Source organism: Clavibacter sp. B3I6 (genome assembly GCF_030816895.1).
GTDB lineage: Bacteria > Actinomycetota > Actinomycetes > Actinomycetales > Microbacteriaceae > Clavibacter.
The window spans coordinates 505,060-524,842 of the sequence record NZ_JAUSYL010000001.1; the positions used below are offsets into that span (position 1 = coordinate 505,060).

19 protein-coding genes are annotated in these 19,783 nt (G+C 73.6%); 2 read left to right on the top strand and 17 right to left on the bottom strand.

From position 1 onward, the window contains the following. Positions 1-44: 44 nt before the first annotated feature. Complete coding sequence (locus QFZ62_RS02355; protein WP_043669115.1) at positions 45-233, bottom strand: streptamidine-related RiPP repeat protein; 189 nt, start codon at positions 231-233, stop codon at positions 45-47. A gap of 105 nt (positions 234-338) precedes the next feature. On the opposite strand from QFZ62_RS02355, the gene QFZ62_RS02360 reads away from it, so the two are divergent. After that, positions 339-740: a hypothetical protein gene (locus QFZ62_RS02360; protein ID WP_307501237.1), complete on the top strand. Its 402-nt coding sequence runs from the start codon at positions 339-341 to the stop codon at positions 738-740. Between the two features lie 39 nt (positions 741-779). Here QFZ62_RS02360 and QFZ62_RS02365 read toward each other — a convergent pair whose 3' ends face one another. The 13 genes from QFZ62_RS02365 to QFZ62_RS02425 all read right to left on the bottom strand — a co-directional run bounded on the left by QFZ62_RS02365 (position 780) and on the right by QFZ62_RS02425 (position 15,571). Then, positions 780-1,808 (bottom strand): beta-propeller fold lactonase family protein, encoded by a 1,029-nt coding sequence (locus QFZ62_RS02365; protein WP_307501239.1) that lies wholly within the window; start codon positions 1,806-1,808, stop codon positions 780-782. A 56-nt stretch (positions 1,809-1,864) separates the two neighbouring features. After that, positions 1,865-2,770, bottom strand: a complete 906-nt coding sequence (locus QFZ62_RS02370) for a D-isomer specific 2-hydroxyacid dehydrogenase family protein (protein ID WP_307507666.1) — start codon at positions 2,768-2,770, stop codon at positions 1,865-1,867. 110 nt (positions 2,771-2,880) lie between these two features. After that, positions 2,881-3,366: a hypothetical protein gene (locus QFZ62_RS02375; protein ID WP_307501241.1), complete on the bottom strand. Its 486-nt coding sequence runs from the start codon at positions 3,364-3,366 to the stop codon at positions 2,881-2,883. Continuing rightward, positions 3,363-4,253 (bottom strand): ABC transporter ATP-binding protein, encoded by an 891-nt coding sequence (locus tag QFZ62_RS02380; RefSeq protein WP_307501244.1) that lies wholly within the window; start codon positions 4,251-4,253, stop codon positions 3,363-3,365. The genes QFZ62_RS02375 and QFZ62_RS02380 overlap by 4 nt, the downstream gene beginning before the upstream one ends. A 110-nt stretch (positions 4,254-4,363) precedes the next feature. Beyond that, positions 4,364-6,076 (bottom strand): ABC transporter ATP-binding protein, encoded by a 1,713-nt coding sequence (locus QFZ62_RS02385; protein WP_307501247.1) that lies wholly within the window; start codon positions 6,074-6,076, stop codon positions 4,364-4,366. Then, complete coding sequence (locus tag QFZ62_RS02390; protein WP_307501250.1) at positions 6,073-7,056, bottom strand: ABC transporter permease; 984 nt, start codon at positions 7,054-7,056, stop codon at positions 6,073-6,075. Before QFZ62_RS02390 ends, QFZ62_RS02385 begins: the two co-directional genes overlap by 4 nt. 1 nt (position 7,057) lies before the next feature. Beyond that, the gene (locus QFZ62_RS02395; protein ID WP_373425932.1) at positions 7,058-8,149 is read right to left on the bottom strand and encodes an ABC transporter permease; all 1,092 of its coding nucleotides are present in this window, start codon (positions 8,147-8,149) and stop codon (positions 7,058-7,060) included. A gap of 142 nt (positions 8,150-8,291) precedes the next feature. Then, positions 8,292-9,950, bottom strand: a complete 1,659-nt coding sequence (locus tag QFZ62_RS02400; protein WP_307501255.1) for an ABC transporter substrate-binding protein — start codon at positions 9,948-9,950, stop codon at positions 8,292-8,294. 167 nt (positions 9,951-10,117) lie between these two features. Beyond that, positions 10,118-12,028 carry a DNA primase gene (gene dnaG / locus QFZ62_RS02405; protein ID WP_307501257.1) on the bottom strand — a complete coding sequence of 637 codons (1,911 nt, stop codon included), beginning with the start codon at positions 12,026-12,028 and terminating at the stop codon, positions 10,118-10,120. A gap of 40 nt (positions 12,029-12,068) precedes the next feature. After that, the gene (locus tag QFZ62_RS02410; protein WP_307501260.1) at positions 12,069-13,328 is read right to left on the bottom strand and encodes a deoxyguanosinetriphosphate triphosphohydrolase; all 1,260 of its coding nucleotides are present in this window, start codon (positions 13,326-13,328) and stop codon (positions 12,069-12,071) included. A 4-nt stretch (positions 13,329-13,332) separates the two neighbouring features. Beyond that, positions 13,333-14,541, bottom strand: a complete 1,209-nt coding sequence (gene dusB / locus QFZ62_RS02415; RefSeq protein WP_307501262.1) for a tRNA dihydrouridine synthase DusB — start codon at positions 14,539-14,541, stop codon at positions 13,333-13,335. Between the two features lie 92 nt (positions 14,542-14,633). After that, the gene (locus tag QFZ62_RS02420; RefSeq protein WP_307501265.1) at positions 14,634-14,852 is read right to left on the bottom strand and encodes a hypothetical protein; all 219 of its coding nucleotides are present in this window, start codon (positions 14,850-14,852) and stop codon (positions 14,634-14,636) included. Continuing rightward, positions 14,849-15,571 (bottom strand): DsbA family protein, encoded by a 723-nt coding sequence (locus QFZ62_RS02425; protein WP_307501267.1) that lies wholly within the window; start codon positions 15,569-15,571, stop codon positions 14,849-14,851. Before QFZ62_RS02425 ends, QFZ62_RS02420 begins: the two co-directional genes overlap by 4 nt. A gap of 51 nt (positions 15,572-15,622) precedes the next feature. On the opposite strand from QFZ62_RS02425, the gene QFZ62_RS02430 reads away from it, so the two are divergent. Beyond that, positions 15,623-16,156 carry an aminoacyl-tRNA deacylase gene (locus QFZ62_RS02430; protein ID WP_307501269.1) on the top strand — a complete coding sequence of 178 codons (534 nt, stop codon included), beginning with the start codon at positions 15,623-15,625 and terminating at the stop codon, positions 16,154-16,156. A gap of 51 nt (positions 16,157-16,207) precedes the next feature. Here the strand turns inward: QFZ62_RS02430 and QFZ62_RS02435 are convergent, their stop codons facing one another. The 3 genes from QFZ62_RS02435 to QFZ62_RS02445 form a co-directional block, all read right to left on the bottom strand. Continuing rightward, positions 16,208-17,593, bottom strand: a complete 1,386-nt coding sequence (locus QFZ62_RS02435; protein WP_307501271.1) for a glycine--tRNA ligase — start codon at positions 17,591-17,593, stop codon at positions 16,208-16,210. 111 nt (positions 17,594-17,704) lie between these two features. Then, the gene (locus QFZ62_RS02440) at positions 17,705-18,814 is read right to left on the bottom strand and encodes a Gfo/Idh/MocA family oxidoreductase (RefSeq protein WP_307501273.1); all 1,110 of its coding nucleotides are present in this window, start codon (positions 18,812-18,814) and stop codon (positions 17,705-17,707) included. Positions 18,815-18,824: 10 nt separating this feature from the next. Beyond that, a complete protein-coding gene (locus tag QFZ62_RS02445) occupies positions 18,825-19,691 on the bottom strand; it encodes an isoprenyl transferase (protein ID WP_307501276.1) in 867 nt (288 codons plus the stop codon). Positions 19,692-19,783: the final 92 nt, after the last annotated feature.

Genomic DNA, 19,783 nt, shown 5'->3' on the forward strand with positions numbered 1-19,783 from the left:
GGTCCCGGCCGGCGCGCGGGTGCGCGCCGGCCGGCTTCCCTCTCCTAGTCCTGGAGAGCGAAGGGGTTGTGCACGAGGGCGTTCGTGCCCGGACCCTGCGGCGCGCTGAGCACGTCGTCGCCGGCGATCGCCTCGACGGCGAACGGGTTGTGGACGAGGGCGTTCGTGCCCGGTCCCTGCGGCGCGCTGAGCACGTCGTCGCCGGCGATCCTGGTGATGGAGACGTCGATCATGTCGGCATCCTCTCTCTTTAGTACTGAGAACCGTTCTCAGTACGGGGAGAGGTTAGGGCCGTCGGCATCGGAGTCGGACGCGCCGTCCACAGGTAGCGTCGGGACATGGGGATGTTCCAGGTCGTGCGGGCACGGCCGAACGACGCGGACCGCCTGTGGGCGCTGCTCGAGGAGGATCACCGGGAGCGCGCGACCGCACCCGCGGGGGTGGCGGCCGATGCGGACGAGGTGCGCGGGTCCGACCCGGCCGACGACGCGGTCGCCGCGCGCGCGGGTGACCCGCCCGCGGACACGCTGCCGACCCTCGAGGCCCGACGACGACGCGTCGTGAGCCTCGTATCGGACCCCGCGCACCCCGTGCTCATCGCCTACTCGGGGATCCGCGCGGTCGGCTTCGCCCTGATGGACCGCAACGGCGTCGACGGCCGGGCGTTCACGTCCGCGGGCTGGCGGGGCCTGGGCGTGGAGGAGGAGATCCGGGCGGCCGCGCCCCTGCTGCTGCGCTGATCGGCCCCGCCCTCAGGAGCGACCGGACGATGCCGCGGGCTACGACACCGGCAGCAGGCAGGTCGGGCTCGGCACGACGATGACGGCCGGTCCCGCCGCGGGCAGGCCCGTCGCCGGGTCGAGCCGGAACGAGGTGACGGTGCCGGATCCCTGGTTCGCCACGTGCAGCCGGTCGTCGACGAGCACGTGGTGCCGGGGCGTCGTGCCGCCGCAGTCGAACGCGGCGACGGGGCCGAGCGAGCCGTCCGCCGCGACGCCGACCACGGCGATCCGGTCGGAGCCGCGGAGCCCCACGTAGGCGAGGCGCTCGTCGGCCGACACCTGCACCTCGGCCGCGGAGTCGCGCGCGTCGGGCTCGGCGGCGCAGGAGGTGGACGCGGCGATGCGCCAGGAACCGCCGGACCCCTCGAGGGCGTGCAGCGTCCCGTCGAGCTCGCCCACCACCAGGACGCGACCGGAGGCGAGGAGGGCGAGGTGCCGCGGCCCGGTGCCGGCCGGGAACGCGACGCTCGTGACCCGGTCGAGGCGGCCGTCGCGGAGCGCGTGCACGTGCACGGCGTCGGTGCCGAGGTCGGCGCTCAGCACGACGCCGCCGCCGACGTGCAGCGTGCTGTGCGCGTGCGGGCCGTCCTGCTGCGGGCGCGGGCCCGATCCCTCGGCGGTGAGCAGCTGCGTCGCCTCGCCGATGGTGCCGTCGTCGTGGAGCGGATGGACGGCGACGGTGCCGTCGCCGTAGTGCGAGGTGAGGAGGAGGTCGTCCACGATGTGGAGGTGGCAGGGTCCGGATCCGCCGCTCGGCTGCCCGCCCGCCCACTGCAGCGACCCACCGGGCCCGCGACGGAAGGCCTCGACGCGGGCGGACGCCTCGCCCACCGCGTAGACCATGTCGCCGCGGGCGAGGAGGAACGAGGGCGAGGGGGTCTCCACTGCGGTGCCGACGACCGCGAGGTCGCCCGTGATGGGGTCGACGGCGAGGCCCGTGATGCCGATGCCGGATCCCCCGCCATCGGCGGTGTACCCGCCCGCCCAGATCGAGACCTCGGGCACGGCGGCTTCCTCGGGCGTCATCACGTCGCCCACCCTACGCGGCGCCCCCGACGGGCCGGGGACGGCCGCCGGGCGGGTCAGTAGCCGGAGGACGGCTCCACGATGCCGACGAAGTCGCCCGTGCGGATGAACGCCTCCGTGTTGAGCCGGATCCGCTCGGCCAGCAGCGGCCGCACCATGTCCGGCGTGTCGGCCGTGTGCGGCGTGACGAGGCAGCGGGGCTCGGAGAAGAGCGGGTGACCGTCCGGGAGCGGCTCGGGCGACGTGACGTCGAGGCCGGCGCCGTGGATCCCGCCGGTGCGGAGGGCCTCGAGCAGGGCGTCGGAGTCGACGAGCGCGCCGCGGGCGATGTTGACGAGCACGGCCGTGTCCTTCATGGCCTCGAGCTGCGCGGCGCCGATGAGCCGGGCCGTGTCGTCGGTGCTGGCGGCGGCGAGCATCACGATGTCCGCGCCCGGCAGGACCTCGTCGAGCCGGTCGGCGGTGACGGTGCGGTCGGCGCCCTCGACCGGATCGCCGCTCCGCCGCACCACGGTGACGGTGCAGTCGAAGGGTGCGAGCAGGCGGATGTACTCCAGGGCGATGCCGCCCGCGCCGACCACGACGACCTCGGCGCCGTAGAGCGAGAGGCCGGCCGAGTCGCCCCATGACGTCGCGCGGGCGCGCTCGGGCAGCTGCCGCAGGGCCGCGAGGGTCAGCGCGAGGGCGTGCTCGGCGACGGGCTGGGAGTACGCGCCCTTCGCGCTGGTCCAGACGAGGTCGGGACGGTCGCAGGCGCGGAGCGTGTCGGCGAACGCGTCCACCCCCGCGAACGGCAGCTGCACCCACTGCACCTGCGGGTTGGCGGCGAGCGTGTCGGTCAGCTCGTCGGCGCGGCGGATGGAGAGCCAGACGATGCCGCGCGTCTCCTCCGAGAGCTCGGCGACCTCGCCGCCGCCCGCGCGGACGGCCTCGAGGTACGCGTCCTCGGTGCGCGGCAGCATCGCCACGGGACCGGGGGTCGGGCGCGCGTCGCCGGTGAGGCGGTGCGGCGTGGCGCCGTCGACCGCGCGATGGACGCGGCGCGGGGCGGGGGCGGATGCGGCAGTGTCGGTCATGTGCGGGGCCTCCGGGGGTGCGGTATGCGGACAGGGGGTTCGGGGAGCCGGACGGCGGGGACGCGGGCGGCGGTGGCGAGGACGGCCGCGCGGATCCACGCGGCGGCGGGCGACGGGTCCGCGGGCGACGGATCCGCGGGCGACGGCTCGGCGGGCGACGGGGCCTCGGAGTCCGCAGGTGCGAGCGCCGCGAGCGGGATCCTCAGGTGCGGCTGCGCGCCGGGCCAGGGCCGGACGGTCTCCGCGGCGACGCCCTCGGGCGGCGGCGGGATCACGGCGTCGGAGGGGGCGAGGAGGAACGCGCCGTCGAGGACGCGCGCGACGAGGCGGTCGCCGATCCGCACGGCGGGGACGCCGAGGACGGTCTCCAGCCGGGCGTCGAGGCCGGTCAGCACCGTGTCGACGACCGCCGCCGCGCGGGCGGCGTCCCGGGCGGCGGTGCCGTCCGGGTCCGCCTCCGCGTCCCGCCCGGGCCCGGTCACGCGCCGTCCGCCCGGGCCGCGTCCGCCGAGGGCTCGCGCCCGCGATCGGCCGCCGAGCGCGACTCGGCCAGCCCCTGCACGTACGGGTGCGTGGGATCCGCCAGGACGTCGTCGATGTCGCCGTAGCCCACCAGCGTCCCGCGGTGCAGCACGGCCAGGCGGTCGGTGAGGCGCTCGACGACCGCGAGGTCGTGGCTGACGACGAGGGCGGAGAAGCCGCCGCGCGACTGCAGGTCGCGGAGGAGGTCGAGCACGGCGACGCGGCTCATCACGTCGACGCCGGAGGTGGGCTCGTCGGCGATGAGCAGGCGCGGCCCGAGCACGAGCGCGCGGGCGAGGGCGACGCGCTGGCGCTGGCCGCTGGAGAGCTCGTGCGGGTAGCGGTCCTGCGTGCCCGGCGGCAGGTCGAGCGCCGTGAGCAGCGTGACGACCCGGCGCGCGGCCACCTGGCTGTCGAAGCGGCGGTCACGGGAGAAGATCGGCTCGGCGATGGCCTCGCTCGCCGTGAGCTGCGGGTGGAGCGTGGTGCCGGCGTCCTGCGGCACGTAGCCGATGCCGTAGGTGGTGCGCGTGCGGGCGCGGCGGCCCATGCGCCGGAGCCCCTGGCCGAGCACCGACGCGTCGCCGCCCGTGATGCGCGGCACCGCGGCGCCCTCGTCAGACGGGACGAGGCCCGCGAGCACGCGCGCCAGGGACGACTTCCCGGATCCGCTCGCCCCTACGACCCCGAGCACCTGGCCCGGGAGGAGGCGGAGCGTGATGCCGTCGACGGCGGGCGGCGTCTCCGCGCCGCGTCTGGCGGGGTACGCGAGCCGGAGGTCGCGCGCATCGAGGACGGGCTCGGTCGGCTCGCCGCCCGGCGCGGCCTCTCGGGGGGTGTGCGTCATGCGCTGCTCCGTCCTCGGCGCGGTCGTCCGGCCGGCGGTGGGCCGGCCGGACGAGGGGTGCGGGTTCCGTCCATCATGCCCGGCGCGGGCCGGGCGCCGCTCGGAGCCGCCTAGCCGGCGGTCCGCTCGGCGGCGCGCAGCGCGTGCAGCCGGGCGCGGCGCTCGGCCTGCTCGACCGGGTCGGGCACGGGCAGCGACGCGAGGAGGCGCTGCGTGTACGGGTGCTGCGGGTTCCCGAGCACCTCGGCGCCCGTGCCCTCCTCCACCAGCTCGCCGCGGTACAGCACCGCGATCCGGTCGGCGAGCAGGTCGACGACGGCGAGGTCGTGGCTGATGAACAGCCCCGCGAACCCCAGCTCGCGCTGCAGCTCGGCGAACAGCTCCAGCACGCGCGCCTGCACGGAGACGTCGAGCGCGCTCGTGGGCTCGTCGGCGACGAGGAGCGACGGCTCGAGCGCGAGGCCGCGGGCGAGGCTCGCGCGCTGCCGCTGCCCGCCGGAGAGCTCGTGCGGGTACCGGTCGCCGAACGCCTTCGGCAGCTGGACCGCCTCCATCAGCTCGTCGACGCGGCCGCGCGCGGCCTGCGGGGACCTGGCGCGCCCGTGCACGATGAGCGGCTCGGCCACGCACTCCGCGATGGTGAGGCGCGGGTTGAAGCTCGTGGCCGGGTCCTGGAACACGAACCCGATGTCCTGGCGGAGCTTCCGGAAGTCGCGCTCGCGGACCCCGAGCATCTCGGTGCCGAGGACCTGCAGGGATCCGCCCGTGACGTTCGTGAGCCCCGCGATGGCGCGCCCGATGGTGGTCTTGCCGGAGCCCGACTCCCCCACGAGCCCGAGGACCTCGCCGGCCTCGATGTGGAGGTCGACGCCCTTCACCGCGCGGAACGCGGGGCTCCCGAGACGGCCCGGGTACTCGATCTCGAGCCCGCGCGCGACGACGACGGGCGCGGCCTGCGTCGTCGACGCCTCCCTGGCCCGCGTGCGCACGGCGGCGCGCTCCACGGTGGCGGCGACGCCCTCGCCGAGCTTCGGCACGGAGGCCAGCAGGTTCCGCGTGTACTCCTCCTTCGGCGCCGAGAACAGCGTCGCGACGTCCGCCTGCTCGACGAGCCGCGAGCGGTACATGACGGCGACGCGGTCGGCGAGGTCGGCGACGACGCCCATGTTGTGGGTGATGAGGATCACGGCGGCGCCGAACTCGTCGCGGCAGCGGCGCAGCAGGTCGAGGATCTCGGCCTGCACGGTCACGTCGAGCGCGGTGGTCGGCTCGTCGGCCACGATGAGCCCGGGGTCGAGCACGAGCGCCATCGCGATGACGACGCGCTGCTTCTGCCCGCCGGAGAACTGGTGCGGGTAGTGGTCCACCCGTGTCTCGGGGTCGGGGATCCCCACGCGGCGGAGGATGTCGATCGCCTTCGCGCGCCCCTCCTTCTTGGAGATGCGGCCGTGGGCGCGGAGGCCCTCGATGATCTGCCAGCCGATGGTGTGCACGGGGTTCAGCGCCGTGGACGGCTCCTGGAACACCATCGCGACGTCACGGCCGCGCACCTGGCGGAGCTTGTCGGCCGAGAGGGACAGCACGTCGACCGCGCCCTGGCCCGTCCGGTCGCTGAGGAGCACGGCGCCGTCGGTGACGGCCGTGTCCGGGAGGAGCCCCAGCACCGTGCGGGCGGTGACGGACTTGCCCGACCCCGACTCCCCCACGATGGCGAGGATCTCGCCGGGCGACACCGTGAGGGACACGCCGTCGACCGCGCGGACGTCGCCGCCGTCGGTCGCGAAGGTCACCCCGAGGTCGCGGATCTCGACGACGTCGCTCATGCGGCCACCTTCTTCTTCTCGGCGCGCTTGCGGGCGCGCAGCTTGGGGTCGGAGATGTCGTTGACGCTCTCGCCGACGAGCGTGAGCCCGAGGACGAGCAGGACGATCGCGACGCCGGGGAACACGCCCGTCCACCAGACGCCGCTCGCGGTGTCGGCGAGGGCGCGGTTGAGGTCGTAGCCCCACTCCGCGGCCGACGTCGGCGAGATGCCGAAGCCGAGGAAGCCGAGGCCCGCGAGCGTGAGGATGGCCTCCGACGCGTTGAGCGTGAGGATGAGCGGCAGCGTGCGGGTGGAGTTCCGCAGCACGTGCACGAACATGATGCGCGGCGTCGACGTGCCGATGACCTTGGCGCTCTCGACGAACGCCTCCGCCTTCAGCCGCACGACCTCGGCGCGGATCACCCGGAAGTACTGCGGGATGTAGACCACCGTGATGCTCACCGCGGCCGACAGGATGCCGCCCCACAGGCTCGACTGCCCGCCGTTCAGGACGATGCTCACCACGATGGCGAGCAGGAGCGTCGGGAACGGGTAGATGGCGTCGGCGATGACCACGAGGATCCGGTCGAGCCAGCCGCCGAGGTAGCCGGAGACGACGCCGAGCAGCACGCCCGCGAACAGCGACAGGATCACGGCGATGACGACGACGGACAGCGCGGTCTGCGTGCCCCAGACGACGCGCGAGAACACGTCGTAGCCGCCGACCGTGGTGCCCCAGATGTGGGTGCCGTCGGGCGCGGACTGGCGCGGGAAGGACCCGGTGTCGTCGGCGCCCTGCGCGAACCCGAACGGGGCGATGAGCGGCGCGAAGGCCGCGAGCAGGATGAACAGCCCGGTGATGACGATGCCCGCGATGAGCATCCCGCGCTGGAGGCCGACGCTCTGCCGCACGTGGGAGACGAGCGGGAGGCGCTGCCAGAGCGTCCGGCGGGCGGGCCCGGTCGCCACGGCGACCGGCGTGGTGGTGGTGTCGCTCATGTCAGTACCTCACTCGCGGGTCGATGAGCGCCGCGACGACGTCGACGATGAAGTTGGTCACGGCCACGATGACGGCGAGCAGCGCGACGATGCCCTGCACCGCCACGAAGTCGCGCGAGGCCAGGTACTGCGCGAGCTGGAAGCCGAGGCCCCGCCACTCGAAGGTCGTCTCGGTGAGCACGGCGCCGCCGAGCATCACCGCGATCTGCAGGCCGACCACCGTGATGATGGGGATGAGGGCGGGCTTCAGCGCGTGCCGCGTGGTGAGGCGGAACTCGCCGACGCCGCGCGAGCGGGCCGCGTCCACGTACTCGGTGCCGAGCGTGGAGATGACGTTGGTGCGCACGAGCCGCAGGAAGATGCCGGCCGTGAGGAGCCCGAGCGCGAGGGCGGGGAGCACGGCGTGCTCGAGCACGTCGCCCACCGCGGTGGGGCTGCCGAGGCGGAGCGCGTCGATCAGGTAGATGCCGGTGGGGTTCTCCAGGCGTCCGAGCGCGACCGAGACGCGCGTGTCGGCGCGGCCGGAGAGCGGCAGGATCCCGAGCCAGACGGAGAAGACGAGCTTGAGGAGCAGGCCCGCGAAGAAGACGGGGGTCGCGTAGGCGAGGATCGCGAGGATGCGGAGCACCGCGTCGGGGGTGCGGTCCTTGTAGTACGCGGCGACGAGGCCGAGCGGGATGCCGATGAGGAACGCGACGATCAGCGAGTAGATGACGAGCTCGAGCGTGGCCGAGCCGTACTGCAGCAGGATGTCGCTGATCAACCGGTTGTCGGTGAGCGAGCGGCCGAAGTTCCCCGTCGCGATCTGGCCGAGGTACTCGAGGTACTGCACGATGATCGGGCGGTCGAAGCCCGCCGTGGCGAGCCGCTCCTGCAGCTGCTCCGGGGTGAGCCGGTCGCCGACGGCCGCGGAGATCGGGTCGCCCACGATGCGCATGAGGAAGAACACGAGCGTGACGAGGATGAACACCGTCGGGATGATGAGCACGGCGCGGATGAGGATGTACTGGCCGAGCCCGATCCCCTGCTTCCGGGCCTTGGGCTGCGCCCCGGGGGGTGCGGACGCGGGCACTGCGTCGGGTAGGACTGTCACGAGCGGGTGGGCCTTTCGGGTCGTCGTCCGGAGCCGTGCCGGGTGGCACGGAGGGTGACAGGAGGATGGGGCGCTCCGCGGTAGCGGAGCGCCCCATCGGGAGGAGGGCGTCAGTCTAACCGGCGCCCTCCCGGGGGCCGGATCAGCCCTTGGTGATCGGCGCGTAGCGGAACTTGAACGACGCGTCGAGCGTCACGCCGTCCACGCCCTCGCCGGCGACCGCGACCTGCGAGCCCTGGAGCAGGGGCAGGGTCGGCAGGTCGGCGGCGACCTCGTCCTGGATCTGGCCGATGAGCTCGGCGCGCTTCGTGGTGTCGGCCTCCGAGAGCTGCTGCGTGATGAGGTCGGCGACCTCCGCGTTCTCGTAGTGGTTCTTCACGAAGCTCTGCGGGGAGAAGAACGGCGTCAGGTAGTTGTCCGCGTCCGAGTAGTCGGGGAACCAGCCGAGCTGGTACGCCGGGTACTCGTCGTTGACGCGGGCCTTGCTGTACTGGTCCCACAGCGTGGACTGCAGGTTGACCTGGAACAGGCCCGTCTTCTCGAGCTGCTGCTTGACCAGCGCGTACTCGTCGTCGGAGCCGGCGCCGTAGTGGTCCGGGTTGAACTGCAGGTCGAGCGCGACGGGCGTCTGCACGCCGGCGTCGGCGAGGGCCTTGGCGGCCTTGTCGGCGTCGGGCTTGCCGTCGCCGTCGCCGTACAGGCCCTTGAGCGCCTCGTTCGCGCCGGACAGGCCGTCCGCCACGTAGGAGAACAGCGGCGTGTAGGTGCCGTTGTAGACCGCGGTGGAGAGCTCCTCGCGGTCGATGAGGTCGGCGGCCGCCTGGCGGACGGCGAGGGCCTTCGCCTCGTCGGCCTCGCCCGTCGTCTTGCCGAAGGGCTGCGTGTTGAGGTTGAACGTGATGTAGCGGATCTCGCCGCCGGGGCCCTCGATGACCTCGACCTTGTCGTCCTTCTTGAGGTCGGCGATGTCGGTCGCGCCGAGCGAGCGGCCCGCGACGTCGATCTCGCCGTTCTGCACGGCGAGCTTCATCGTGGTCTCGTCGGCGTAGTACTTCGCCGTCACGCCCTCGTTGGCCGCCTTCGGCAGCACGCCCGCGTACTCCGCGTTGGGCGCGTACGCGATGAGCTGGTTGAGCTGGAAGTCGGTGATGACGTACTGGCCCGCGAAGGCGTTCGCCTCGACGATGTCGGCCGGGTCGGCCAGGGCGTCCGCGGGGAACACCTCCTCGTCGACGATGGGGCCGGCGGGGCTGGAGAGCACCTGCTCGAAGGTCTGGTCGTTGGCGGTCTTCAGCGTGAAGACGACCGTGGTGTCGTCGGGGGCGGCGACGCTCTCGACGTTCGCGAGGAGCGACGACGGGCCGTTGCCGTTGTCGGCGCCGTTGGCCGCGATGGCCGCGACGCGGTCGAACGTGAACTTGACGTCGCTCGCGGTGAGCGCGTGGCCGTTCGCGAACGTCAGGTCGGGCTTGAGCGTGACGGTGAACTCGTTGTCCGAGGTGTACTCGCCGCTCTCCGCGATGTCGGGCTCGACGTCGGGGCTGCCGTAGGGGCTGTTGAACAGGAACGGGAAGACCTGGTTCTGCACCGCGAACGAGCCGTTGTCGTACGAGCCGGCGGGGTCGAGCGACAGGACCTTGTCGGTCGTGCCGACGATGACCGATCCGCCGCCGGATGCGCCGCCGTCCTCGGCGAGCGGGTCGCCGGATCCGCCGGAGCAGCCGGCGAGGACGAGGGCCGCGGCGGAGAATCCGGCCGTGGCGAGCAGGACGCGTGAGCGCCGGGGGAATGCGGACGTCATGTTCCGAGTGCCTCTTTCATGAAGGGGAGCGCGCCCGCGCATCGAGGAGACACGGACGCTGTGCTGTGAATGATTTCTAACACACGGGAAACAGCAGCCCGTTCCCCGGGACCCCGTCGGCGCCCTTCTTCACACGACCGAAACAATGCGGCGAGGGCCCCGCGACGCTATTCGCGGAGCGCCCGGCGCTCGGCCTCGACCTGCATCAGCTCGCGCTGGATCTCCTGGTAGCGCTCGCGTTCGCCGGTCGCGTCCGTGCGCTGGAGGCGCCCGATCAGGTCGGCCTTCCGCCGCAGCAGGTCGCGCCCGACGAGCTCCGCCGTGACGCCCTTCACGTAGATCGCGAGCTTGTCGGCGTCGCCCCGGTTCGGCAGCGGCGCCACGCCCAGCTGCTTGACGAGGGTGGCGAACGACTCGGGCACCTCGAGCGCCACGCGGGACAGCCAGTCGGCGCCGCCGAGCGCGTCCATGCTGCCGATGACGCCGTCGCGCACGACGGCGAGGCTCTCGTTCACGAAGGTCACCTGCGCGGCGCGCAGGACGAGGTCGTTCCCGACGAGCTCGGGGTGCTGGAGCATCGCCATGAGGGCGTCGCGCTCGAGGCGCGTGGCGAGGTCGGTCGGCAGGTCCATGAGCGACATGGAGCGGGCGCTGTCGATGCCGTCCTCGTCACCGCCGCGTCCGGAGGCGCCGCCGTGCTGTCCGCCCTGCGCGTGGCGGCCCTGCGGCGCGCCGCCGGAGCGGTCGGCGCCGTCGGCGGGCATGCTCCGGCCCGCGGTCTGCACGGCGCGGCCGACCTCGCTGAGGTCCATGCCGAGCCAGCCCGCGAGCTCGCGCGCGTAGCCCGGGCGGAGCGAGGGGTCGCGGATGTCCGCCACCACGGGGGCGGCGGCCCGGAGCGCGGCGACGCGGCCCTCCACGGTCTCGAGGTCGTGGTCCGCGAGGATCTGCTTGATCGCGAACTCGAACATGGGCTTCTTGCCCTGGATCATGCGGCGCACCGCGTCGTCGCCGCGGGTGAGGCGGAGGTCGCACGGGTCGAGGCCGTCGGGTCCGACGGCGACGTAGGTCTGCGCGGCGAAGCGCCGCTCCTCGGAGAACGCGCGCATGGCGGCCTTCTGGCCGGCCGCGTCCGGGTCGAACGTGAACACGACCTCGCCGAGCCCGCTGTCGTCGCCCAGCACGCGGCGGAGCACCTTGATGTGGTCGACGCCGAAGGACGTGCCGCACGTGGCCACCGCGGTCGTGATGCCGGCGAGGTGGCAGGCCATGACGTCGGTGTAGCCCTCGACCACCACGACCTGGCGGCCGCGGCTCACGTCGCGCTTGGCGAGGTCGAGGCCGTAGAGGACGGAGCTCTTGTGGTAGACGGGCGTCTCGGGGGTGTTGAGGTACTTCGGGCCCTTGTCGTCCTCCCGGAGGCGACGCGCGCCGAAGCCGACCGTCGCGCCCGTGAGGTCGCGGATGGGCCAGACGAGCCGGCCGCGGAACCGGTCGTACGCCCCGCGGTCGCCCTGGCTGAGGAGGCCCGCGGTCACGAGCTCCGCCTCCGTGTAGCCCTTGGCCTTGAGGTGCGTGGAGAGCGCGTCCCAGCTCTGCGGGGCGAAGCCGACGCCGAATCGCTGCGCCGCGCCCTGGTCGAAGCCGCGCTCCCCGAGGAACGTGCGGCCGATCTCCGCCTCCTCGGATCCGAGCTGCTCGACGAAGAACTCCGCGGCCGCCTCGTTGGCCCCGAGGAGCCGCGAGCGGTTGCCCTGGTCGGTGGCCGCCTGGCCGTCCTCGTAGTGGAGCTGGTAGCCGATGCGCTGCGCCATGCGCTCCACGGCCTCCGCGAAGGTCACGTGGTCCATGCGCTGCAGGAACGTGTAGACGTCGCCGCCCTCGCCGCAGCCGAAGCAGTGGTAGAAGCCGACCTGCGGCCGCACGTGGAAGCTCGGCGTGCGCTCGTCGTGGAACGGGCAGAGGCCCTTGAGCGATCCGACGCCGGCGGACTTGAGGGTGACGTACTCCCCCACCACGTCGCCCAGGTTCACCCGGGAGCGCACCTCGTCGATGTCGCTCTTGCGGATCAGGGCCATTGCTGCATCCTACGTGCGGGCTGCGGACCGCTCCGGGGGCTCAGAAGACGGGCCTCGCGCAGAGGCGCTCGTACCAGGCGATGGCCGACTGGTCGGTGAGGCTCGCGACCTGGTCGACGATGACGCGCTTGCGCGCGGCGTCGTCGGCCGCGTCCCGCCAGTCGCCCGCGAAGCCCGGGTCGAGCTCGTCGGCGCCGCGCGCGTGCAGGGCGTCCGCGAGGCCCGCGAGCACCTCGCGCTGGCGCGCGTAGATGGGCTGGCGCGTGTTCTTCGACATGACGAAGGCGGCGACGATGCCCTTCAGCACCGCGATCTCCGCCTGGATGGCGCGCGGCACCACGACGTGCGCGCCGAAGCGGATGAGGCTGCGGTCGCTGTGCGTGGCGCGGGTGAGCTGCGTGGCGGCCCCGGCGAAGCGGCCGATGAGCTGGCTGGTGAGGTCCTTGAGCGCCGCCTGGGCCCCGCGGCCGCCGTCGTACTCGTCGACCCAGACGTCGAGCGAGTCGAGCCGGTCGAACGCCTGGATGAGCTCCTCGTGCGAGTGCGCCCCGCCGATCCACGCCACCATCGAGTCGACGAGCTCCTCGTGGTCGACCCGGGCGCCGAGCGCGCGCACGTCGACGTAGCCGCCGACGATGGCGTCCTCGAAGTCGTGCACGGAGTAGGCGATGTCGTCGCTCAGGTCCATGACCTCGGCCTCGATGCAGCGGCGTCCCGTGGGAGCGCCCTCGCGGAGCCACGCGAACGCGGCCACGTCGTCGTCGTAGAAGCCGAACTTGCCGCGGCCCGACGGGTCGGGGACGGACTGCGAGCTCGGCCAGGGGTACTTGCAGCTCGCGTCGAGGCTGGCGCGCGTGAGGTTGAGGCCGTAGGGCCGGCCGTCCGGTCCGATGACCTTGGGCTCGAGCCGGGTGAGCAGGCGCAGAGTCTGCGCGTTGCCCTCGAAGCCGCCGATGTCGGCCGCCCAGTCGTTGAGGGCGCGTTCGCCGTTGTGGCCGAACGGCGGGTGCCCGATGTCGTGCGCGAGGCACGCGGTGTCCACGACGTCGGGATCGAGGTCGAGGCTGGAGGCGAGCTCGCGGCCGACCTGGGCCACCTCGAGCGAGTGCGTGAGGCGGTTGCGCGCGAAGTCGAGGCCGGCCATGGGGCTGAGGACCTGCGTCTTGGCGGCGAGGCGCCGGAGCGCGCTCGAGTGCAGGAGCCGGGCGCGGTCGCGCGCGAAGTCGCTGCGGCGGGACGAGTGCTGCTCCGGGAACCAGCGCTCCGCGTCGGTCTCGCTGTACGTCGACCGTCCGGCCATGCCCTCACCCGCCACTGTTGTGGATCTCCCCGTCCGCGATGTCCATCGCATCCGCCGCGTCGATGTCGCGGCTCTCCAGCCAGCGGTCCGGCAGCGCCGTGCGCTTCATGCTGCCCTGGCGGCCGCGCGCGCCCTCCGCGCCCGCGCCCGGGTAGGGCTGGTCGCGGTCGAGGGTGGCGAGCAGGCCGTCGATCTCCGCGAGGGAGGACGCCGAGGCGAGCGCGGCCCGCAGGTCGCCGCCCACGGGGTAGCCCTTGAAGTACCAGGCGACGTGCTTGCGCGCGTCCCGGCAGCCGCGCTCCTCGCTCTCGAAGAACTCGGCGAGGAGCTCGACGTGGCGGCGGAACGTGTCCGCGACGGCGCCCTGCGTGGGGTGCGCGCGGGGCGTGTCCGCGGGGTCGAGCCCGGCGGCACGCGCGTGGAAGGCGGCCGCGAGGTCGCCGAAGAGCCAGGGGCGGCCGAGGCAGCCGCGGCCGACCACCACGCCGTCGGCGCCGGTCTCGTCCATCATCCGGATGGCGTCCTCCGCCGCCCAGATGTCGCCGTTGCCGAGGACCGGCACGCTCGTGATGGCCTGCTTGAGCTTCGCGATGGCCGACCAGTCGGCGTGGCCGCTGTAGTAGTCGCTCGCGGTGCGCGCGTGCAGCGCGATGGACGCCACGCCCGCGCCCTCGGCGGCGCGGCCGGCCTCGAGGTAGGTGAGGTGGTCGGCGTCGATGCCCTTGCGCATCTTGACGGTGAGCGGCACCGACCCGGCGGCCTGGACCGCGCCCTCGACGATGTCGGTGAAGAGGCCGAGCTTCCACGGGAGGGCCGCTCCCCCGCCCTTGCGGGTGACCTTGGGCACCGGGCAGCCGAAGTTGAGGTCGATGTGGTCGGCGCGGTCCTCCGCGACGAGCATGGTGACGGCCTCGCGCACGGTCTTGGGGTCGACGCCGTAGAGCTGGATGGAGCGGACCTTCTCCGACGGGTGGTGCGTGATGAGCCGCATCGACTCGGGCGTGCGCTCGACGAGGGCGCGGCTCGTGATCATCTCGCTGACGTAGAGGCCGGCGCCGAACTCGCGGCACAGGCGCCGGAAGGCGGTGTTGGTGATGCCGGCCATGGGCGCGAGGACCACGGGCACGTCGAGCGGGATGCCGCCGATGCGGAGGGCGGGCTCGGCGGCGGGCGCGGAGGCGTCCGGGGCGGGGGCGAGGGTCGGAGAGGACATGACGGCTCGATTCTCCCAGACGGGACGGCGGGCGGCGGACGCGGGGCGGGATCCGCGCGGGGACCGGGCGGCGGGCGCCCGGGGAGGGACGGTCAGATCGCCCGTCCGGAGTCGATGGCGTCGCGCACCCGCGCGAGGTCGGCCGCGGGAGAGCCCGCGTCGGACGCGTCGGCGGGGGCCGCCGGGGACGCGGATCCGCCCGCGCCGGGCACGAGGCACGCATCGCCCTCGCAGGCGGCGGCGTCCGCGGACCCGCGCATGGCCAGCAGCGGGGCGACGAGCGGCAGGGTGCCCGTGACGGGGGCGCTCATCGCGCGTCCTCCCCGGCGACGACGCGCTCCGGGTCGCCGTCGCGCGCGGCCAGCGCCTCGCCGAGGGCGGAGGCGAAGACGCTCGGGTCCTGCGCGCCGGAGATGCCGAACCGCTCGTCGATCACGAAGAAGGGGACGCCCTGGATGCCGTACGCGACGGCCTGCGCCTGGTCGGCGCGCACGTCGTCCAGGTGCCGGTGCGACTCGAGGGCCGCGCGCACCTCGTCGGCGTCGAGGCCGACCTCGACCGCGAGGTCCACGAGGTCCGGCACGCGGCCGACGTGGCGCCCCTCGGTGAAGTACGCGCGGAGGAGGCGCTCCACCATCTCGAGCTGGACGCCGCGCTCGCGCGCCAGGTGCAGCAGCTCGTGGGCGAGCACCGTGTTCGTGTGCTGGAGGGCGTCGTAGTCGTAGGAGAGGCCCTCCGCGGCGGCCAGCGCCGTCATGTCCGCGAGCATGGTGCGCACGCGCTCGGCCGGGATCCCCTTGTGGCCCGCGAGGAAGTCCACCTCGGTGCCGGCGAAGTCCACCGGTGTGTCGGGCGCGAGCTCGAAGGAGCGGTACGTGATCTCGATGGCCGGCGCGTCGGGCGTCCGCGCCGCGAACGCGCGCACGCCCGCCTCGAAGCGCCGCTTGCCGACGTAGCACCACGGGCAGGCGATGTCGGACCAGACGTCGACGCGGAGGGCGGGCGGGGCGGAGGCGGGAGAGTCGGTCACGGGTGGGCAACCGGTCGGGAAGGCGGGGCATTCCCCCGGTGTTGCCCGAGCATGGCCGACAGCTCCCCCTCCCCCGTCCCGTCCGGATCCGACGACGCCGCTCCCGAGGGTCGCGCCCGCGTCCTCGCGCACGCGGCCCGCCTCGGGATCGAGGTCGAGGTGGTGGACCGCCCCGACGCCGCGACCCTCGAGGAGGCGGCCGCGCAGCTCGGCATCGCCCCGTCGCACCTCGTGAAGTCGCTCGTGGTGAAGCGGCACGACGGCGCGCTGCTCATCGCCCTCGTGCCGGGCGACCGGCAGATCAGCTGGGCCAAGCTCCGCGCGCTCGTGGGCGTCAACAAGCTCTCGATGCCCGCGCCCGAGGTGGCGCTCGAGGCGACGGGGTACGCGCGGGGCACCATCACGCCGCTGGGCGCCCGGGGCGACCTGCCCGTCTACGCGGACGAGCGCATCGCGGGCCGGCGGATCGGCATGGGCGCGGGCGAGCACGGCTCGTCGGCCCTCGTCGACGCGGACGCCCTGGTCGCCGCCCTGGGTGCGACGGTCGGCGACATCACGGACGAGCTGACGATCCGCCGCCCCTGACCCGCGCGAGGCGGGCCCGGGACGGCGGACCGGGGGTCGTGCGGGCGCGGATCAGGCGCCGACGAGCTGCCCCGCGAGGTAGCCGACGAGCTCGTCGAGCGGGATGCGCTCCTGCGCCATCGTGTCGCGCTCGCGCACGGTGACGGCCTGGTCGTCGAGCGTGTCGAAGTCCACCGTGACGCAGAACGGCGTCCCGATCTCGTCCTGGCGGCGGTAGCGGCGGCCGATGGCCCCCGCGTCGTCGAACTCGATGTTCCACACCTTGCGGAGCTCCGCGGCGAGCTCGCGCGCGACGGGCGAGAGCCGCTCGTTGCGCGACAGCGGCAGCACGGCCACCTTGACGGGCGCGAGACGGCGGTCGAGGCGGAGGACCGTGCGCTTGTCGACGCCGCCCTTCGCGTTCGGGGCTTCGTCCTCGTGGTAGGCGTCCACCAGGAACGCCATCATCGAGCGCGTGAGGCCTGCCGCGGGCTCGATGACGTACGGGATCCAGCGCTCGTTCTTCGTCTGGTCGAAGTAGGAGAGGTCGGTGCCGGACGCCTCCGAGTGCGTGCGGAGGTCGTAGTCGGTGCGGTTCGCGATGCCCTCGAGCTCGCCCCACGCGCCGCCCGTGAAGCCGAAGCGGTACTCGATGTCGACGGTGCGGGTGGAGTAGTGCGACAGCTTCTCCTGCGGGTGCTCGAAGAGGCGCAGGTTCTCGGGGTCGATGCCCAGGTCGATGTACCAGGCGTAGCGCTGGTCGATCCAGTACTGGTGCCACTCCGCGTCGGTGCCGGGCTCGACGAAGAACTCCATCTCCATCTGCTCGAACTCGCGGGTCCGGAAGATCCAGTTCTGCGGCGTGATCTCGTTGCGGAAGCTCTTGCCGATCTGGCCGATGCCGAACGGCGGCTTCTGGCGGGCCGCGCTCAGGACGTTCGCGAAGTTCACGAAGATGCCCTGCGCGGTCTCGGGGCGGAGGTAGTGCATGCCCTCCTGGTTGTCGACCGGGCCGAGGAAGGTCTTGAGGAGGCCGGAGAAGTTCTGCGGCTCGGTCCAGGAGCCGGGCTGGCCGGTGTCGGGGTCGTTGACGTCGGCGAGGCCGTTGACGGGCGGGTGGCCGTGCTTGGCCTCGTAGGCCTCGAGGAGGTGGTCGGCCCGGTAGCGCTTGTGGGTGTGGAGGGACTCGACCAGCGGGTCGCTGAAGACCTCGACGTGGCCGGACGCCTCCCACACGCGGCGGGGCAGGATGACCGAGGAGTCGAGGCCGACGACGTCGTCGCGGCCGTTGACCATCGTCTGCCACCACTGGCGCTTGATGTTCTCCTTCAGCGCCACGCCGAGCGGCCCGTAGTCCCACGCGGAGCGGGAGCCGCCGTAGATCTCACCCGCCTGGAAGACGAACCCGCGCCGCTTGGCGAGGTTGATGACCGGGTCGAGACGCGAGGGGGTTGCCACGATTGCTCCAAGGGATGGGCCGGACTGGGTGCCCGGTCGGCGGACGGCGACCGGTGGGCGGATGCCGGGGGTCGCCGGGAAAGGCGGCCCCCAGTCTACGGGCGGGTCCGCTCAGTCCTCGTCGTCGCCGACGGTGCGGCGGTGGGCGAGCTCGACGATGCGGACGGTCTCGAGGGACGCGCGCGGCTCGACGGGGACCTGCCCGCGGCCCCGCACGGCCTCGGCCATCACGGCGTAGAAGTCGGCGTAGCGGCCTCGCTCGGTCGGGATCCGCTCCCCCGCCGGGTCGCCGGACGCCTCGACGAGCGTGCCCCACTCGGACTCGGGCGCCTCGCCGAAGCCGGGGTCGGCGGGAGACGCGCCGTCCTTCAGCAGCGGCTCCTGCGGGTCGAGCCCGTGCACGGCGTACGCGCCCCCGGTGCCGAGGACGCGGAAGCGGGGGCCGGCCAGCGCGGCGACGCGGCTGACGGTGATGTGCGACTGCACGCCCGACTCGTGCAGCAGCGAGTAGAAGGCGTCGTCGTCGCTCGCGGATCCCTCGCGCACGGTCGCGAGCTCGGCCGCGAAGTCGACGACGGGGCCGAAGAGCTCGAGGGCCTGGTCGATGAGGTGGCTGCCGAGGTCGTAGGAGATCCCGGCGGCGTCGGCCGGCGTCTCGCGGTCCTGCCAGCGGTCGCGCACGGGTCCGCCCCAGCGCTCGAAGGTCGACTCGAAGCGGTGGACCTCGCCGAGGCGGCCGGACTCGATGAGCGCGCGGACCGTGAGGAAGTCGCCGTCGAGGCGCCGGTTCTGGAACACGGAGAACGGGAGCCCGAGCGCCTCGGCGCGCTCGATGAGCATGAGCCCCTCGTCGACGGTCGCGACGAACGGCTTGTCCATCACCACGGCCAGACGCGCGTCGAGCGCCTGCAGCCCCTGGCGGAGGTGCGCGGACGCGGGCGACGCGATGACGACCATGTCGAGCTCGCCGGAGCGGGCGAACAGCTCGTCGGCGGTCGCGACGACGTCCGCGCCGGGGTGGCGCTCCCGCACCTGCGCCTGGCGGTCGGCGTCGGAGGTCGAGACGAGCGCGATCCGGTACTCGGGGCTCGCCTGCAGGAACGGCGCGTGGAAGACGCGGCCGGCGAGGCCGTAGCCCACGATCCCGACGCGGATGGGCGCGTCGGCGCCGGAGGTCGATGCGGCGGCGGAGGGACGGGGCGCGGTCTCGGGTGTGCTCACGTCCCCGATGCTACTGAGGGGCGGCCGCCGGGTCGCCCGCGGCGGTGCCGTCCGGGTCCTCCGCGGACCCCTCGTCGGCGTCGCCCGCGTGCGCGTCCACCGCGCCGCCGAACCGGCGGTCGCGGTGCACGTAGCTCTCGACCGCGTCCCAGAGGTCCTTCCGCCGGAAGTCCGGCCAGAGCCGGTCGAGGAATACCATCTCGGCGTACGCGGACTGCCAGAGCAGGAAGTTGCTCGTGCGCTGCTCGCCGGAGCTGCGGATGAAGAGGTCGACGTCGGGGACGTCCGGCAGGTAGAGGTAGCGCTGGATGGTGCGCTCGTCGACGCGCGAGGCCTTGAGCCGCCCGGCGTCCACGTCCTCGGCGATGCGCTTCACGGCGTCGCCGATCTCGGTCCGGCCGCCGTAGTTGATGCACATGGTGAGCGTCATCCCGGTGTTGTGCTTCGTCATCTCCTCGGCCACCTGCAGGTCGTCGATGACGCTGCGCCACAGGCGCGGGCGTCGGCCGGCCCAGCGGATCCGCACGTTCCAGGCGTTCAGCTGGTCGCGGCGGCGGTGTATCACGTCGCGGTTGAAGCCCATCAGGAACCGGACCTCGGCGGGCGACCGCTTCCAGTTCTCGGTCGAGAACGCGTACACGGACAGGTGCGTGGCGCCGAGCTGCACGGCGCCGGCCACGGTGTCGAACCACGCCTCCTCGCCCGCCTGGTGGCCGGCGGTGCGCGGGAGGCCGCGCTGGTTCGCCCAGCGGCCGTTGCCGTCCATCACGACCGCGATGTGCTTCGGCACGAGGTCGGCCGGGATCGCGGGCGGCTGCTCCCCCGTCCAGTCGAGCGGCAGGTCGGTCCGGCCGGGGACCTCGGGGCGTCGGCTCATGGGGTCGTCTCCTGTGCTCGGGGGCGGTCGGCGGTCGTGTCGTCCGGGTCCGGGTCCGCGGACGGGTCCGCGTCGCGCGGGGTGGCCCGCAC

Excerpts from the sequence above, each read along its gene's own strand:
- dusB (WP_307501262.1), bottom strand. The coding sequence starts at position 14,541 with ATGTCCTCTCCGACCCTCGCCCCCGCCCCGGACGCCTCCGCGCCCGCC.
- QFZ62_RS02365 (WP_307501239.1), bottom strand. The coding sequence starts at position 1,808 with ATGACGCCCGAGGAAGCCGCCGTGCCCGAGGTCTCGATCTGGGCGGGC.
- QFZ62_RS02410 (WP_307501260.1), bottom strand. The coding sequence starts at position 13,328 with ATGGCCGGACGGTCGACGTACAGCGAGACCGACGCGGAGCGCTGGTTC.
- QFZ62_RS02380 (WP_307501244.1), bottom strand. The coding sequence starts at position 4,253 with ATGACGCACACCCCCCGAGAGGCCGCGCCGGGCGGCGAGCCGACCGAG.
- QFZ62_RS02445 (WP_307501276.1), bottom strand. The coding sequence starts at position 19,691 with ATGAGCCGACGCCCCGAGGTCCCCGGCCGGACCGACCTGCCGCTCGAC.
- QFZ62_RS02390 (WP_307501250.1), bottom strand. The coding sequence starts at position 7,056 with ATGAGCGACACCACCACCACGCCGGTCGCCGTGGCGACCGGGCCCGCC.
- dnaG (WP_307501257.1), bottom strand. The coding sequence starts at position 12,028 with ATGGCCCTGATCCGCAAGAGCGACATCGACGAGGTGCGCTCCCGGGTG.
- QFZ62_RS02370 (WP_307507666.1), bottom strand. The coding sequence starts at position 2,770 with ATGCTGCCGCGCACCGAGGACGCGTACCTCGAGGCCGTCCGCGCGGGC.
- QFZ62_RS02385 (WP_307501247.1), bottom strand. The coding sequence starts at position 6,076 with ATGAGCGACGTCGTCGAGATCCGCGACCTCGGGGTGACCTTCGCGACC.
- QFZ62_RS02430 (WP_307501269.1), top strand. The coding sequence starts at position 15,623 with ATGGCCGACAGCTCCCCCTCCCCCGTCCCGTCCGGATCCGACGACGCC.
- QFZ62_RS02400 (WP_307501255.1), bottom strand. The coding sequence starts at position 9,950 with ATGACGTCCGCATTCCCCCGGCGCTCACGCGTCCTGCTCGCCACGGCC.
- QFZ62_RS02420 (WP_307501265.1), bottom strand. The coding sequence starts at position 14,852 with ATGAGCGCCCCCGTCACGGGCACCCTGCCGCTCGTCGCCCCGCTGCTG.
- QFZ62_RS02360 (WP_307501237.1), top strand. The coding sequence starts at position 339 with ATGGGGATGTTCCAGGTCGTGCGGGCACGGCCGAACGACGCGGACCGC.
- QFZ62_RS02355 (WP_043669115.1), bottom strand. The coding sequence starts at position 233 with ATGATCGACGTCTCCATCACCAGGATCGCCGGCGACGACGTGCTCAGC.